The organism is Allobosea caraganae (genome assembly GCF_003351345.1).
Taxonomy (GTDB): Bacteria; Pseudomonadota; Alphaproteobacteria; order Rhizobiales; family Beijerinckiaceae; genus Allobosea; species Allobosea caraganae.
This window is the reverse complement of the sequence record NZ_QQTO01000012.1, coordinates 260224-275154: the sequence shown is the minus strand read 5'-3', so window position 1 is coordinate 275154 and position 14931 is coordinate 260224. Positions and strand designations below refer to the sequence as shown.

Annotated in this window: 12 protein-coding genes and 1 pseudogene; 6 read left to right on the top strand and 7 right to left on the bottom strand. The window is 67.3% G+C overall.

From position 1 onward, the window contains the following. Positions 1 to 90 precede the first annotated feature (90 nt). Both DWF00_RS06880 and DWF00_RS06875 read left to right on the top strand, forming a co-directional pair. Positions 91 to 1425 (top strand): malonyl-CoA decarboxylase, encoded by a 1335-nt coding sequence (locus DWF00_RS06880; RefSeq protein WP_114830684.1) that lies wholly within the window; start codon positions 91 to 93, stop codon positions 1423 to 1425. A 90-nt stretch (positions 1426 to 1515) separates the two neighbouring features. Next, positions 1516 to 3063 (top strand): malonate--CoA ligase, encoded by a 1548-nt coding sequence (locus tag DWF00_RS06875; RefSeq protein WP_114830683.1) that lies wholly within the window; start codon positions 1516 to 1518, stop codon positions 3061 to 3063. A 13-nt stretch (positions 3064 to 3076) separates the two neighbouring features. Here DWF00_RS06875 and DWF00_RS06870 read toward each other — a convergent pair whose 3' ends face one another. The 6 genes and pseudogenes from DWF00_RS06870 to DWF00_RS06850 form a co-directional block, all read right to left on the bottom strand. Beyond that, a complete protein-coding gene (locus tag DWF00_RS06870) occupies positions 3077 to 3841 on the bottom strand; it encodes an MBL fold metallo-hydrolase (RefSeq protein ID WP_114830682.1) in 765 nt (254 codons plus the stop codon). A gap of 115 nt (positions 3842 to 3956) precedes the next feature. Beyond that, on the bottom strand, positions 3957 to 4295 hold the full coding sequence (locus DWF00_RS30090; RefSeq protein ID WP_425453064.1) for a PhoU domain-containing protein: 339 nt from the start codon (positions 4293 to 4295) through the stop codon (positions 3957 to 3959). Positions 4296 to 4407: 112 nt separating this feature from the next. Next, positions 4408 to 5676, bottom strand: a pseudogene (locus DWF00_RS06865) (Na/Pi cotransporter family protein); the annotation flags it as partial. Between the two features lie 443 nt (positions 5677 to 6119). After that, positions 6120 to 6917, bottom strand: a complete 798-nt coding sequence (locus DWF00_RS06860) for a creatininase family protein (protein WP_114830680.1) — start codon at positions 6915 to 6917, stop codon at positions 6120 to 6122. Positions 6918 to 6947: 30 nt separating this feature from the next. After that, complete coding sequence (locus DWF00_RS06855; RefSeq protein WP_114830726.1) at positions 6948 to 7625, bottom strand: NAD-dependent epimerase/dehydratase family protein; 678 nt, start codon at positions 7623 to 7625, stop codon at positions 6948 to 6950. A gap of 21 nt (positions 7626 to 7646) precedes the next feature. After that, on the bottom strand, positions 7647 to 9038 hold the full coding sequence (locus DWF00_RS06850) for an FAD-binding oxidoreductase (RefSeq protein ID WP_114830679.1): 1392 nt from the start codon (positions 9036 to 9038) through the stop codon (positions 7647 to 7649). Positions 9039 to 9429: 391 nt separating this feature from the next. On the opposite strand from DWF00_RS06850, the gene DWF00_RS06845 reads away from it, so the two are divergent. The 4 genes from DWF00_RS06845 to DWF00_RS06830 all read left to right on the top strand — a co-directional run bounded on the left by DWF00_RS06845 (position 9430) and on the right by DWF00_RS06830 (position 13813). Beyond that, positions 9430 to 10458, top strand: a complete 1029-nt coding sequence (locus tag DWF00_RS06845) for an ABC transporter substrate-binding protein (RefSeq protein ID WP_114830678.1) — start codon at positions 9430 to 9432, stop codon at positions 10456 to 10458. Between the two features lie 148 nt (positions 10459 to 10606). Beyond that, positions 10607 to 11422: an ABC transporter ATP-binding protein gene (locus DWF00_RS06840; RefSeq protein ID WP_245973771.1), complete on the top strand. Its 816-nt coding sequence runs from the start codon at positions 10607 to 10609 to the stop codon at positions 11420 to 11422. Continuing rightward, positions 11419 to 12306, top strand: coding sequence for an ABC transporter permease (locus DWF00_RS06835; RefSeq protein WP_114830677.1), 888 nt, complete (start codon positions 11419 to 11421; stop codon positions 12304 to 12306). The genes DWF00_RS06840 and DWF00_RS06835 overlap by 4 nt, the downstream gene beginning before the upstream one ends. A gap of 127 nt (positions 12307 to 12433) precedes the next feature. Beyond that, complete coding sequence (locus DWF00_RS06830; protein WP_114830676.1) at positions 12434 to 13813, top strand: FAD-binding oxidoreductase; 1380 nt, start codon at positions 12434 to 12436, stop codon at positions 13811 to 13813. A gap of 232 nt (positions 13814 to 14045) precedes the next feature. Here DWF00_RS06830 and DWF00_RS06825 read toward each other — a convergent pair whose 3' ends face one another. Continuing rightward, positions 14046 to 14930: a hypothetical protein gene (locus tag DWF00_RS06825; protein WP_114830675.1), complete on the bottom strand. Its 885-nt coding sequence runs from the start codon at positions 14928 to 14930 to the stop codon at positions 14046 to 14048. Between the last annotated feature and the right edge of the window lies 1 nt (position 14931).

Below are 14931 nucleotides of genomic sequence, written 5' to 3'. Positions count from 1 at the left end.
ATAGGATTGGCTTTGTGCTGGCGCGAATTCTTATCGTTCGGCTGATTCCAGCCGAACGGAAAGTGCGCTGGGGCAGCGGAGAGGGCTGACATGGACATGGCGTTTCTCGGCGATCTTCTGACCAGCGTGGCCGATCGCGGTCGCGCGCTGATCGGGCTCGAGCGCTTCGGCAATGGCCGCAGCCGCCCGCTCGACCGGCTCTGCGAGGACCTGCTCTCCGGTCGTGGCGAGGCCTCGGGCATGGCGTTGGCCCAGGCCGTGCTCGACGCCTGGGATGGGCTCGACGCGGCCGGCCGGCTCGACTTTTTCCGCATGCTGCAGGACAGGTTCGGCCCCGACGCCGAGCGGCTCGACAAGGCGCTGGCGCAATATCGCGAGGATCCGCGCCCGGCTTCGATCGCGGCGCTGCACCTCGCCTCCGAGCCGCGCCGGCAGGAGCTGTTCCGCCGGCTCAACCTCGCGCCCGGCGGCACGCATGTGCTGGTCCGCATGCGCGAAGCGATGTTCGAGGCGCTGGCCAAGGAGCCCGACCTCGCCGTGGTCGATACCGACTTCCGGCACCTGTTCGGCTCCTGGTTCAACCGTGGCTTCCTGGTGCTGCGCCGCATCGACTGGCGCACGCCGGCCAACGTGCTGGAGAAGATCATCCGCTACGAGGCGGTGCACGAGATCCAGGGCTGGGACGACCTGCGCCGGCGGCTGGAGCCGGCCGACCGGCGCTGCTTCGCCTTCTTCCATCCGCAACTGGTCGACGAGCCGCTGATCTTCGTCGAGGTCGCGCTGACCAAGGAGACCCCGCGCGCCATCAGCGACGTCCTCAGCGAGGACCGCGACGTGCTGCCGGCGCAGAAGGCGACGACGGCGGTGTTCTATTCGATCTCGAACTGCCAGGAGGGCCTGCGCGGCATCTCCTTCGGCAATTTCCTGATCAAGCAGGTCGCAGAGGACCTGAAGCGCGAGTTGCCCGGGCTCGACACCTTCGTCACGCTCTCGCCGCTGCCTGGCTTTGCGCGCTGGCTCGACGGCGCCATCGCCGAGCCCATCGAACTCGGCCTGACCAACGAGGAGAGTTCGGAGCTGGCGCGCCCCTTCGGCGAGACGATCTCACTCGACGATGCCGCCCGCCTGCGTCGCGACAAGCTGCTCGGCCAAATGGCGGCGCAATACCTGCTGCGCGCCCGCACCGGCTCCGGCCGCGTCATCGACCCGGTCGCCCGCTTCCACCTCGGCAATGGCGCGCGGCTCGAGCGCATCAATGTCGGCGGCAACCTCTCGGCGCGCGGCCTGCGCGAGTCGCATGGCATCATGGTCAACTACCGCTATGACCTCGCCGACATCGAGGTGAACCACGAGGCCTTCGCCACGCGCAACACGGTCGTCGCTTCATCCGCCGCGCGCAAGCTGCTGCGCCCGGCAGCGACCTGAACCACCAGGACCTGAACCACCAAGACCTGAACCACCAAGAAACGCCCTTCAAGAAACGCCCCACGAGACTTCCAAGGACAAGATTCTACGATGGCCAACCACCTGTTCGACCTCATCAAGGCGCGCGTTCCCGCGCCCGACGCTCCCTTCGCGCTGCTCGATGACGGCCGCACCTATCTCTATTCCGACATGCTCGCCATCTCGGCCCGCTTCGCCAATGCGCTGACCGCGCTCGGCGTCAAGCCGGGCGACCGCGTCGCCGTCCAGGTCGAGAAAAGCATCGAGGCGCTGATGCTCTATCTCGGCACGGTCCGCGCCGGCGCGATCTTCCTGCCGCTGAACACCGCCTATACCCCGGCCGAGATCGAGTATTTCCTCGGCGATGCCGAGCCCGCCGTCTTCGTCTGCGACCCGGCCAAGGCCGAGGCGCTGCGCCCCTATGCCGAGAAGGCCGGGGCCAAGCTGGAGACGCTCGGAATCTGGCGCACGCACGAGGTTTCCGCCGGCACGCTGGCCGACCGCGCGCTCGCCGCGTCGACCGAGTTCGCCGACGTCGCGCGCGGGCCGGACGACCTCGCCGCCATCCTCTACACCTCCGGGACGACCGGCCGCTCCAAGGGCGCGATGCTGAGCCATGACAACCTGGCCTCGAACGCGCTGGCGCTGGTCGACTACTGGCGCTTCACCAAGGCCGACAAGCTGCTGCACGCCCTGCCGATCTTCCACACGCACGGGCTCTTCGTCGCGACCAACACGATCCTCTTCGCCGGCGCCTCGATGATCTTCATGCCGAAATTCGATCCCGACCAGGTCTTCAAGCACCTGCCGCAGGCGACGGCGATGATGGGCGTGCCGACCTTCTACGTCCGCCTGCTCCAGGACCAGCGCCTGACGAAGGAGGCGACCGCGCATATGCGGCTCTTCGTCTCCGGCTCGGCCCCCTTGCTCGCCGAGACCCATCGCGAATGGCGCGAGCGCACCGGCCACGCCATCCTCGAGCGCTACGGCATGACCGAGACCAACATGAACACCTCGAACCCCTATGAGGGCGAGCGCGTCGCCGGCACGGTCGGCTTTCCGCTGCCGGGCGTCTCCGCCCGCGTCACGGACCCCGAGACCGGCAAGGAGCTCGGCCGCGACGAGATCGGCATGATCGAGGTCAAGGGTCCCAACGTCTTCAAGGGCTATTGGCGCAACCCCGAGAAGACCAGGGCCGAGTTCCGCGACGACGGCTTCTTCATCACCGGCGACCTCGGCAAGATCGACCCGGCCGGCTACGTCCACATCGTCGGGCGCGGCAAGGACCTGATCATCACCGGCGGCTACAACGTCTATCCCAAGGAGGTCGAGACCGAGATCGACGAGATGCCCGGCGTGATCGAGAGCGCCGTGATCGGCTGCCCGCATCCCGATTTCGGCGAGGGCGTCACGGCGGTCGTCGTGGTCAAGCCCGGCGCCGAGATCAGCGCCGCCTCGATCGCAGGGACGCTCGACCAGCGCCTCGCCAAGTTCAAGCTGCCCAAGCAGGTCTTCATCGTCGACGACCTGCCGCGCAACACCATGGGCAAGGTCCAGAAGAACCTGCTGCGCGACCAGTACAAGGACATCTACGCCAGGGCGATGAAGGCGGGCGAATAGGCCGCAGTGCGGGTCAGAGCCGCTCCGGCAGCTTGAGCATAATCGTCTCGCCGTCGGCCGGGATCAGCAGCCGGTCCGCCCCGATGCCGCGCGCCTCGGCGGCCTCGCGCAGCGCGGCGCGGCTGATCGTGGCGTGGTCGAGCGCCTCCATATGCGTCGCGATGACCGTGGCGCCGGGCGCGGCCGCGCAAAGGTCGAGCGTCTGCTCGGCATCCATCACGATCAGCGTCTCGTCCCACTTGGCGCCGCAGGAATGCGTCACGATCACGTCCGGCCTGATAGCAGCGACGGTTTCCAGGAGCGGCGGATAGAGCACGCTGTCGCCGCACCAGTAGAGTGTGGGCTCGCCCGGCGCCTCCAGGCTGAAGCCCATCACCCGCCCCATCTTCTCGACGACCGCGCCGGTGCCGTGCTGGGCCGGGTGGCGCTTGATCACGATCGAGCCCAGCCGCAGGAAGTTCTCCAGCGGGACGACCGACTGGAAGCCGGCGGCGGTGATCGTCTCTTCGTTTCCGGGCTGGCAGATCAGCGGCAGGTGCTTGGGAATGCGCGCCTTGGCGACTTCGTCGAAATGGTCGGCATGGAGATGCGAGACGATCAGCTGCTCGACGCCGGCCAGGATCGTCTCGATCGGCTCCGGCAGGTCGACCATCGGATTCTGCGAGCGCCCGGTGAAGGAGGGGCGGCTGTGCTTCGGTCCGAGATCGGGATCGATCAGGAATGTCCGCCCGGCATAGCTGAGCTTGAGCAGGGCGTTGCGCAGGAGCTGGAGCTGCATGGGAGACCCGGACGCTGGCATGATCGGAGCCCGATCATGCCGCGCCCTGGCGCAAGCGACCAATGCCGGTTTGTTGGGGAAGCCATAACGGCGGCGTGGCCAATTGGCTAAGGGTTCACCCCTTCGGTTGCGGCATCGCGAGGTCGAAATTGCCCTCGTGCGACGGCGTCTCCGCGCGCCGCAGCCGCGTTTCCCTCAGCTCGTCGGCCGCCTCCAGGATCGGATAGGCGATCGAGGTGATGTGGCCGTGGATGCGCTTGAGGTCGCGCAGCACGTCGAGATGGATCGAGGAGGTCTCGATCGACTCCAGGACCCCGCTGCGCAGCCGCTCGTAGTGGCTCTCGGTCGCCTGCCGCTCGGCCGAGCGCATGGCCGGCTTCTCGTCGAAGAGCTGGCGCGCCAGCGCGATGTCGCGGGTGGCGAGCACGTTGAGCGCCAGGCGCAGGCTGTGCATCACCTTGCCGTGCAGGGCGCTGATCTCGGCGAGCCCTTCCGGCGAGAAGCGGGTAGCCCTTGCGGATCTTCTTCTCGGCCAGCTCCCGCAGGTTCTTGTCGATGATGTCGCCGATATGCTCAAGGTTGGTGTTGAGCGTGATGATCTCGACGAGGCGCTTGCTCTCCTCCTCGCTGAGCTCCAAGCGCGACAGCCGCACCAGATAGAGCTTGATCGCCTCGTGGATCGCATCGACGCCGTCATCGGCCTCGGCGATCTCGCGCGACAGCTTGAGCTTGTCGCCGTCGAGCAGGGTCAGCGTATCCTTCAGCATCTCGCCGACGCGGTCGCCGAGATGCAGCGTCTCGCGCATGGCGCAGGCGAGCGCCTCCGACGGACTGTCGAGCACGCCGGGGTCGAGATAGAGCGGCCGGGTCGTGCGCTCGGTCGCCGGCTCCGCCGGCATCAGGCGGGTAACGAGAGTGGCGATCGGCGTGACGAAGGGCAGGAAGACGAGCCCGCCCAGGATGTTGAGGCCAAGGTGGATCTCGACCGCGAGCCGGGCGGAATCGCTCGACAGCGTCATGATCCAGGCCGCCAGCGGCTTCGCGAACGGCACGACCGCCAGCGTGATGACCATGCGGGTGAACAGGTTGGCGACCGCCACCCGCCGCTGCGCCACCGGCGCGCCGAGCTGGTCGACCACAGGCACCAGCGCGTTGCCGAGATTGGCGCCGACGATCAGCGTCAGCGCCATCGCCGGCGAGAGCAGCCCGCCCGACCAGAACGAGGCGATCAGCAGCACGATGGCGAGGCTGGAATGGGTCAGCCAGGTCGCCAGCACGGCGACCGCGATCGCCATCACCGGCTCGCCGGCCAGCGCCTCGAACACCATGCGGAAGGTCGGCGATTGCGCCAGCGGCGCGGAAGCCGCCTTCAGCTCGACCAGCGAGAGCAGGATCAGCCCGATGCCGACCAGCAGGCGCCCGATGTTGCGCGCCTTGTCCATCGCCTCGTTGGCGAGATAGAGCGCCACGCCGACCGCAAGGCACAGGCCCCAGATCCAGCCGAGATCGAGCGAGACGATGAAGGCGGCGAGCGCCGTGCCGATATTGGCGCCGAGCAGCACCGCAAACGCCATCGGCAGCGCGATCAGCGTCTGCCCGACGAAGGAGGAGAGCAGCAGCGTCGTCGCGGTCGAGCTTTGCAGGATCAGCGTCACCACCGCGCCACCGGCCATCGCCGAGGCGCGGTTCTGGGTGAAGCGTGCGAGCGCCTGCCGCAGCGAGGAGCCGAACGCCCGCGTCGCGCCGGTTCGGACCAGCCGTACCGCCCAGATCAGCAGCGCCACCGCGCCGGCAAGATGAATCAGGATCGAGGTGGTGCTGTCGGCTGCGTTCATATCGGTCGGGGAACTCCGGGGCTGGGGTGCGAGGTGGCTGCGAAGCGCGCGATCATAGATCGCTAATCGTTAGCCGTCTTATAAAAATAGCCTCGAAATGGGCCATTTCATGACCCCCGCTTTTCGCGCTTAAAGTATCTTCTAATGCTTTGAAATCATATCGCGAATTGCCCATGAGGCACGCCGCTGCGCGCGTTGCGCAACGCCGTCGCCCACAGTGCAATTGCGCCAGCATCTTCGCCGTCGCCTTCTCGGCGCGATCAGGGGCGAGCAGCTACCCCGTCGAATCGAACTGGTCCCAGGCAATGCGAAGGCGACGCCGTCGCGGATTGACCAAAGATGCGTCGTTCTCGGGCTCGTCCCGAGAAACTCTTGCCGGATAGGGCGCCTTCCGTCCTGAGATGCTCGGGACAAGCCCGAGCATGACGCCGGTGGCCGGCGCCTCACCCCGCCTTGTGCAAGCTCGCCAGCGGAAACTTCGCCACATCCGCCAGCAACTCGACAAACCCCTTCGCCTGGAACGCCGCCGTCGCCTTGCCCTTCTCGGCCGTGGCGAGGCTGGCATCGCCCGCGGCGCCGGAGGGATGAACGTCCTGTGCCATCCAGGCATGGGCGTGCAGGCCGGTCGGGCGCAGCCAGGCGTACTCGCCCTGCATCTTGATCGTCGATGGCTCGAAGCGCCCGGCCTTGCTCATGTCGACGAGGTCGGGCCGGAAATGCAGCATCAGCGAGGTCTCGATATCGCCGGCATGGATGCCGTGATTGGCGTCGAGATCGGCATAGAGGCCGGCGGGCAGGCCGAAGGCGCGCCAGGCGGTCGTCACGGCCAGCATGCCGTGGCGCACGCGGAGTTCCCGTGAGACCACTTTCATCGGGTCGATATTGCCGCCATGCGAGGTCACGATCACCAGCTTGCGCAACCCGGCGCGCAGCACGCTCTCGCCGATCTCGATCCAGCTCTGCGTCGCGCTCTCCCAGGAGAGGGTCAGGGTGCCCGGCGAATGCAGGTGCTCGTTCGATTTGGCGATCGCGACCGTCGGCAGCACCAGCACGTCGAGCCCGGCCGGAACCAGCGGCATCGCCTGCGCCAGCATCGCGTTCATGATGGTGGCGTCGACCGACACGGGCAGATGCGGGCCGTGCTGCTCGATCGCGGCCAGCGGCAGCACGGCGACGGTCTTGTCGGCGGAGAGGCCCTCGAATTCGGTGGTCTTGAGGTCGCCCCAGAAACGCGCGCTCATGATGCTGTGGTCCTTGTCGTCGTGACGGGCTCAGCCGCCGGAAAGGGTCGCGATGCGGTTGATGTCGGCGCAATCGAGGATGCGCCCTTGCGTGCCGTCGCGGGCGAGCGTGAGCATCGTCCTGCCGACGCACTCGGTCGAGGTGACGTATTGCGGGTAGCGCCGCTCAAGCAGCGGCAGGATCGGCGCGAGCAGGCTGTAGATGATCCGATAGGCGCGCGTGCTCGACTTGATGCCGTGCATCGGCCGGATCGCGCCTGGGCGCAGCACGTAGACCGCCTTGAAGGGCAGGCGCAGCAGGGCGTTCTCGGCCTTGCCCTTGACCCGCGCCCACATCACGCGGCCCTGCTCGCTGCTATCGGCCCCGCCGCCGGAGACATGGACGAAGGTCATCTCCGGATTGCGCGGCAGCAGCGCCTGGGCGGCCGCGAGCGGGATGTCGTAGGTGATGCGGCTGTAATCCGCCTCGCTCATCCCGGCCGAGGCGACGCCGAGGCAGAAGAAGCAGGCGTCGAAGCCGGAGAGCCGGCCTTCGAGCGCGCGGTAGTTCAGCAGGTCGGCATGGATGATCTCGCGGAGCTTCGGATGCTTCTGCCCGGTCGGGTGCCGGCCGACCGTGACGACCGTCCGGACGCCGTCATCGAGCAGGCACTCGCGCAGCACGCCTTGCCCGACCATGCCGGTCGCACCGAAGATCAGGACCTTCATCGCGCGCATACTCCGGCAGGCCTATTCCGCCGCTTCCGCGGCCGCAGCCTGCCAGTCCAGCAGCTTGCCGGGGTTCATCAGGCCGTGCGGGTCGGCGAGGCGCTTGAACTCCGGCTGCGGCGCGTCGGTGCGCTTCCAGCCGGCATTGTTCAGCACCCAGGTATGCGGGTTGGAGGCCTGGATGCCGGCTTCCTCAGCCTTGGCCATGATCTCGTGCAGGCGCTCGGCCGTGCTGAAGCGCACCAGCGGCAAGCTGGAATGATAGACCTTGCCCTGCCGGCGCTGGAACTCGATGTGGAAGATCACGTCGTCGTGGAACGCTTTCTCCGCCCATTCCAGCAGTTCGAGATTGCGGACGGGCGGGAAGCGCAGCTGCAGATAGGTGATGCTCGGATCGACCTTGAGCGCGTGCAGCGTCGTGTGGTTCCAGGTGTACTCGTAGAGCGGTCCCGGCGCGCCCTTCTCGCGATGCTCGCCGAAAGCCGCCAGCCGCGCCGCCTCGGCGCCGCGCGAGAAGGTGACGCTGCCGCCCATCTCGGCGATCAGCCGGTCGAGCTCGTCGCCCTGCGGCTCGGAGACCATCAGGATGGCGAAGGCCTTGTCCTCGCCGAGATAGGGGCCGAGCCGGCGCAGATAGGGCGCGATGCGCGGGTCGTGGATGCTGACCAGCTTCTTGGCGATGCCGTCGCATTCGGTGAAGGCCTGGCCGAAGGCGGCGGCCTCTTTCAGCGTGTCGAAGGTCGCGATCCGCTCGGCCCAGGCATGGGCGGGGGCGAGGGGCACCTCGACCTCGGTGATGATGCCGTTGACGCCGTAGGCGTGCATCACCTTGAGGATCTCCTTGCCGCGCAGCTCGATCAGCCGCGGCTCGGCCTCGACCGTCATGACTTCGAGCGCGATGACGGCGCCGAGATTGTCGATCTGGCCCCAGGTGCAGGAGCCGGCCCCGGCCGCCCCGCCGGCGACGAAGCCGCCGATCGTCGCCTGCGCCCGCGTCGAGGGGTGCATGCGCAACTCCTGGCCGAGCGGCCAGAGCGCCTTGTCGATGTCGAGCAGGTTGGCGCCGGCCTCGAACCGGCCCGCGCCGAGCGTGGTCGAGACGACGCGGTTGAGCCGGGTCAGGTTCAGCACCACGCCGCCTTCCAGCGGCACGGCCTGGCCGTAATTGCCGGTGCCGCCGCCGCGCACCGTCAGCGGCACGCGATGGCGCGCGCAGGCTGAGGCGATGCGCCGGACCTCGTCCTTGCTCTTCGGCAGGATGATGAGCTCAGCCTGCTTGCCCTCCAGGTCCGGCTTCAGCACCGGCGAGAACCAGAAGAAGTCGCGGCTATGCATCCTGAGCGACGGCGCGTCGTCATAGATGGTCAGGTCGGCAAGTTCGGCGCGCAAGGCGGCGAGGGCAGGGCGGGTCATGCGGGTTCCAGGTCAAGCTCAGTCGGCGCTACCTTAGCCGGAAGCATGATTTGAGGAAGCGCCCGGCTTGCATAGCGGCCCAAGGGTTCGCCTTCCAAGCCCTCATCCTGAGGAGCGATCGCAGATCGCGTCTCGAAGGATGCTGCAGAAGACGCTGTCGCCGCGAGCTGGCTCATCCTTCGAGACGCCGCTTGGCTGCTCTTCAGGATGAGGGCTTGTGTCCTGCCTGCCGCAAAGGCATCTGCCGGCGTTTAAGGCAATTGCCTGATCCCTGTGCGTAAACGCGCCATGCCGCATTTCCACGGGCTCGTCCGGCATGGCATATATGTTGCTCGCGTGCGGCCAATCGCGGCGCCCGGCGCTGCCAGCGAAAGCTCCAGGGAGATTTTCCATGTCGATGAAATACCGCGTGAGCCGTCGCGCCGCGCTCGGCCTGATCGGCGGCTCGGCTGCATCGGTCCTCGTTCCGGTTCCCGGCGCCCGCGTTAACGCGCAGACGCTCGACAAGGTCAGCTACCAGACCAACTGGCGCGCTCAGGCTGAGCATGGCGGCTTCTATCTCGCCGCCGCCAACGGCATCTACAAGAAATACGGCATCGACGCCGACATCCGCATGGGCGGCCCGCAGCAGAACCCGTCGCAGCTCCTGCTCGGCGGCCGCGTCGACATGATCATGTCGAACTCCTTCGAGGCGATCCGCTACGCGCAGGAGAACATCCCCTTCCTCTGCATCGCCTCGATCTTCCAGAAGGACCCGCAGGTCCTGATCTCGCATCCCGGCGTCGGCAACGACTCGCTGGCCGCGCTGAAGGGCAAGCCGATCCTGGTCGGCGCCGCCGGCCGTAACAGCTACTGGCCCTTTCTCAAGGCCAAGTTCGGCTACACCGACGAGCAGATCCGGCCCTACACCTTCAACATGGCGCCGTTCCTGGCCGACAAGACGATCTCGCAGCAGGGCTTCCTCTCATCCGAGCCCTTCGCGATCCAGCAGGCCGGCGTCAACCCGGTCGTGCACCTCCTCGCCGATGCCGGCTTCGCCAACTACAACACGACCATCAACATCTCGAAGAAGATGGCCGACGAGAAGAAGGACTTGGTGCAGCGCTTCGTCACCGCCTCGCTCGAAGGCTGGGCCGAGTACATGAAGGGCGGTCCGGCGGTCGCCGCGGCGAATGCGCTGATCCTCAAGGACAATCCCGACATGGATCAGGCCAAGATCGACTATGCGGCCAAGGTGATGAACGAGAAGGGCATCGTGCTCTCCGGCGACGCGCTGACGCTCGGCATCGGCGCCATGACCGATGCGCGCTGGGCCGAGTTCTACAAGGGCATGACCGAGGCCGGCGTCTTCCCGGCCGGCATCGACATCAAGAAGGCCTACAGCCTCGACTTCATCAACAAGGGCGTCGGCAAGGCTTAAAGCCGGCGCACCCGTCATCCCGGACAAGCGGTGAAGCCGCGCCGCTCCGGGGTCCATCGTGAGACGCCGCGCTTTACGATGGATCCCGGCGCTTCGGCCGGGATGACGTCTACGGTTGCGGCTGACTACGAGAACGGATCATCAGGCTTTGGACACAGCCTATCTGAGCACACCTCATGACGAGAAGACCGGAGGCGGCAAGCCGCTCGTCTCCGTCCGGCACGTCTCCAAGCAGTTCGCCAACGGCACGCTCGCCGTCCGCGACGTCAATCTCGATCTCGGCACCGGCCAGTTCATCAGCCTGCTCGGCCCTTCCGGCTGCGGCAAGTCCACGCTGCTGCGCATGATCGCCGGCCTGGGCGCGCCCTCGACCGGCACGATCGAGTGGCCGACGACCAGCCACGATGCCTCCGGCAAGCCCGAGCGCGATCTCGGCTTCGTCTTCCAGGACCCGACGTTGATGCCCTGGGCGAACGCGCTCGCAAACGTGATGATGCCGCTGATCCTCAAGCACATGCCGAAGCGCGAGGCGGAGCAGCGCAGCGCCGAGATGCTGGAGCTGGTCGGGCTCAAGGGCTTCGAGAAGTCCTATCCGCGCGAGCTCTCCGGCGGCATGAAGATGCGCGTCTCGATCGCCCGCGCGCTGGTGATGCGGCCAAAGATCCTGCTGATGGACGAGCCCTTCGCGGCGCTCGACGAGATCACCCGCCATCGCCTCAACGACGACCTGCTCGAACTCTGGTGGAAGACCAAGTTCACCGCGGTCTTCGTCACTCATTCGGTCTTCGAGTCGGTCTACCTCTCCAAGCGCATTGTCGTGATGGCGGCGCGGCCCGGCCGGGTGATGGCCGATCTCGACGTCGACGCGCCCTATCCGCGCGACGAGCTGTTCCGCACCTCCTCCGACTACGCCCATCTCTGCCGCGTCGTCTCCGGCAAGCTCAAGGAGGCGATCGGCTCATGAGCGCGTCCCTCGATCACGGCCTGCCGCAACCGGCTCATGACGGCACCGATGCTGAGGCCCGCCCTGTCTTCCTGACCGAGCCGCGCGTGCTCGGCCTGCCCGCGAGCGCCTGGCCGCGCATCCTGGCGCCGATCGTCATCGGCGTGCTCGCGCTGGCGCTGTGGGAGTTCGTCGTCCGCTGGAAGCAGATCCCGCCCTATATCCTGCCCGGCCCGCTCCTGATCGGCCAGACGCTGGTCGCCGACTGGGGCACGCTGTCGGGCTCGCTGCTGATCACCTTGCGCATCACCTTCATGGCGCTGGCGGCGGCCATCATCTTCGGCGTCTCGCTGGCGGTGCTCTTCACCCAGTCGAAATGGCTGGAGATGTCGCTGCTGCCCTATGCGGTGATCCTGCAGGTGACGCCGATCGTCGCGATCGCGCCGCTGATCATCATCTGGGCCGGCGACATCAACCTGTCGCTGCTGATCTGCGCCTGGATCGTCGCCTTCTTCCCGATCCTGTCGAACACGATCCTCGGGCTGAACTCGGCCGACCACAACCTGATCAACTTCTTCCAGCTCTACGGCGCGACGCGCTGGCAGACGATGCGCTACCTCAAGCTGCCAGCGGCGTTGCCCTATTTCCTCGCTGGCCTGAAGATCTCCGGCGGCCTGGCGCTGATCGGCGCGGTCGTCGCCGAGTTCGTCGCCGGCACCGGCGGCACCGAGTCGGGGCTGGCCTACCGCATCCTCGAGGCCGGCTATCAGCTCAAGATCCCCCGCGTCTTCGCGGCTTTGATCATGATCTCGATGTCGGGCATCGCCATCTTCCTGGCGACGAGCTGGATCTCGCATCTGCTGCTGCGGCGCTGGCACGAGAGCGCGCTCAAGCGGGAGAATTGACGGCACTTCCGTCATTGCGAGGAGCGTAGCGACGAAGCAATCCAGGGGCCGCCGAGCGAGACCTTCTGGATTGCTTCGCTCCGCTCGCAATGACGTTGAGGGCGTCCTTGAAGGCCACGGGGGTGAGATGACAGCAACTGAACGCAAGCCGAAGCCCGTCCAGCCCTCGCGCTACGATATCGCGGGACTGCTCGCCGATCTCGACGGCATTCCCGCGGTCACTGAGGCGCCGGTCGTCCGCAAGCGCTCGCGCGACTTCTTCTGGTACTCGCCGATCCTCAACGCCGAGCTCGCCGACAAATCGGCTGACGTCATCGTTGCCCCACGCGACGAGGCCGAGATCGTCCGCGTCGCGGCGGCCTGCGCGCGCCGCCGCATCCCGCTCACCGTGCGCGCCGCCGGCACCGGCAATTACGGTCAGGCCGTGCCGCTCCAAGGCGGCGTGCTGCTCGACATCACCGCGCTGACCGCGATCGAATGGCAGAAGCCCGGCGTCATTCGCGTCGGGGCCGGCGCGAAGATGCTCGACATCGACATGGCGACGCGGCCCTCCGGCTACGAGCTGCGCATGCATCCCTCGACCAAGCGCTCGGCCACGATCGGCGGCTTCGTCGCCGGCGGCTCGGGCGGGGTCGGCTCGGTGACCTACGGCGGGCTGCGCGAGCCCGGCAACATTCTGGCTGCGCGCATCGTCACGGTGGAGGAGGAGCCGCGCATCCTCGAATTGCGCGATGACGCCGCCCAGAAGGTCAATCGCGCCTATGGCACGACCGGCATCATCACCGCGCTGGAGATGCCGCTCGCCCCGGCCTGGCCGTGGATCGACGTCATCGTCGCCTTCGACGACTACATGGACGCCTTCCAGGCCGGCTACGAGGTCGCGCTGGCCGACGGCGTCGTCAAGAAGCTGGTGACACCGGTCTCGGCGCCGATCACGCCCTATTTCGGCGCGCTGAAGCAGCATTGCCCGGAGGGCAAGAGCATCCTGATCTGCATGATCGCGGCGGCCTCGCTCGGCCCGTTCAAGGCGATCATCGGCGGACGGGGCACGGTGACCTACGAGGCGCCCTCGGAGGAGGGGCCGGGCACGGTGCCGCTCTACGAGTACACCTGGAACCACACGACGCTGCAATGGCTGAAGAGCGACCGCTCGATCACCTACCTGCAGTGCCTGTTCCCGCATGACCGGCTGGTCGAGAGCGCGAAGGAGATGATCGCGCGCTTCCCCGACGAGGTGCTGGCGCATCACGAATTCATCCGCTTCGGCGGTCGGGTGACGGCGAGCGCCCTGCCGATCCTGCGCTACTCGACGCCGGAGCGCCTGAACGAGATCATCGCCCTGCACGAAGCGGCCGGCGTGATGATCGCCAACCCCCATGTCGTCTCGCTGGAGGCCGGCAGCCGCCACAAGCGCGCCGATGCCGACCAGCTTGGCTTCAAGCACGAGGTCGACCCCTACGGCCTGCTCAACCCCGGCAAGATGGAAAGCTTCGTGGCGAAGGGGTGAGCCAATTCGCTGCCGCAGGCCAGGCAGAAGCAGGCGCGGGGAACCCTCTCCTGTAAGGAGAGGGCAGGGTGAGGTGTAGGCCAGAACACCAGTAAAACTCAGCGAGGGCAGCGGCTATTGCCGCACTCAAAGCAGCGGTCAGGTCACGGCTGAAGCGTCCACCGGCCGACACCTCACCCAACCCTCTCCTTACAGGAGAGGGCTCCCGCGCCCTTGCTTCGTAATCGTCAGGCTATGCGAAATAGGCGAGCTTGCCGCTGGCTGGCAGCGCGTCGATGGCGCGCAGGTCGTCTTCGGATGTGGCGACCGCCCCGGAGGACGCCGCGCCGCCGCCCGTCTCGGAGAACACGAGATCCTCGTCGATGATTTGCATCGAGCTGAAGCGGCGGTGCTTCGAAGGCTCGGTCCGGGTGCGGGCCGAATCGCTGAGGGCCGATTGCCGGTCGTCGATCTCGACGATCTCGATATCGTCATAGCTCGACAGTGGCGCGGCCTCGCGCAGGTCGAACGGCCTGTCGGGTGCGCGCGCGGGCGCCGAGCTCGCCGCCGGGACGACGTCGAGGTTGGGCGTCTCATGTGCCCCTTCGGCGAAGGCGCGCAGACTGCTGTCGAGCATCGCGATCGTATCGGCGATCTTGCCGAGCTGCTGTGCGGTGGCCTCGATGATCGCGGTCGCGCCGTAGATCTCGGTGGCGCGCCGGTCGAGCGTGTCGCAGAGGGCGTCGCTGGCGCCGGCCTCGCGCAGGCCCCAGGCCGCCTCCTGGATGCTCTCGGTCGCGCCGATGACGCTGCTGGCGGCGCCCTCGATTCGCGCTGCGAGCCGGGAGGAGGGCTCGCCCGCGCCGCCGCCGATCCGCTCCAGATCGGTGCGCAGCTCCATGATCAGCGTGATCGCATCGCGCAGGTCGGCGCCGCCCGTCGGCTGCTGGGCCGGCGCTGCACCGAACGTACGCTGGAGCTTGTTGATCGCCGCCAGCACCTGCGCCGTGTCGGCCTGCCGGTTGCGCTTGGCGAATTCGGTCATGAACCAGCGCCCGCGCGCGGTTTCCATCACTGCGGAGGCGATCGCCTCGTAGTCGGTCTCGCTCAGCGGTGTCAGCGAACGTGCGTCGCTCATG

Coding starts and splice junctions, on each gene's coding strand:
- DWF00_RS06825 (WP_114830675.1), bottom strand. CDS start 14,930: ATGAGCGACGCACGTTCGCTGACACCGCTGAGCGAGACCGACTACGAG.
- DWF00_RS06830 (WP_114830676.1), top strand. CDS start 12,434: ATGACAGCAACTGAACGCAAGCCGAAGCCCGTCCAGCCCTCGCGCTAC.
- DWF00_RS30090 (WP_425453064.1), bottom strand. CDS start 4,295: ATGCACAGCCTGCGCCTGGCGCTCAACGTGCTCGCCACCCGCGACATC.
- DWF00_RS06845 (WP_114830678.1), top strand. CDS start 9,430: ATGTCGATGAAATACCGCGTGAGCCGTCGCGCCGCGCTCGGCCTGATC.
- DWF00_RS06855 (WP_114830726.1), bottom strand. CDS start 7,625: ATGAAGGTCCTGATCTTCGGTGCGACCGGCATGGTCGGGCAAGGCGTG.
- DWF00_RS06835 (WP_114830677.1), top strand. CDS start 11,419: ATGAGCGCGTCCCTCGATCACGGCCTGCCGCAACCGGCTCATGACGGC.
- DWF00_RS06870 (WP_114830682.1), bottom strand. CDS start 3,841: ATGCAGCTCCAGCTCCTGCGCAACGCCCTGCTCAAGCTCAGCTATGCC.
- DWF00_RS06875 (WP_114830683.1), top strand. CDS start 1,516: ATGGCCAACCACCTGTTCGACCTCATCAAGGCGCGCGTTCCCGCGCCC.
- DWF00_RS06850 (WP_114830679.1), bottom strand. CDS start 9,038: ATGACCCGCCCTGCCCTCGCCGCCTTGCGCGCCGAACTTGCCGACCTG.
- DWF00_RS06880 (WP_114830684.1), top strand. CDS start 91: ATGGACATGGCGTTTCTCGGCGATCTTCTGACCAGCGTGGCCGATCGC.
- DWF00_RS06860 (WP_114830680.1), bottom strand. CDS start 6,917: ATGAGCGCGCGTTTCTGGGGCGACCTCAAGACCACCGAATTCGAGGGC.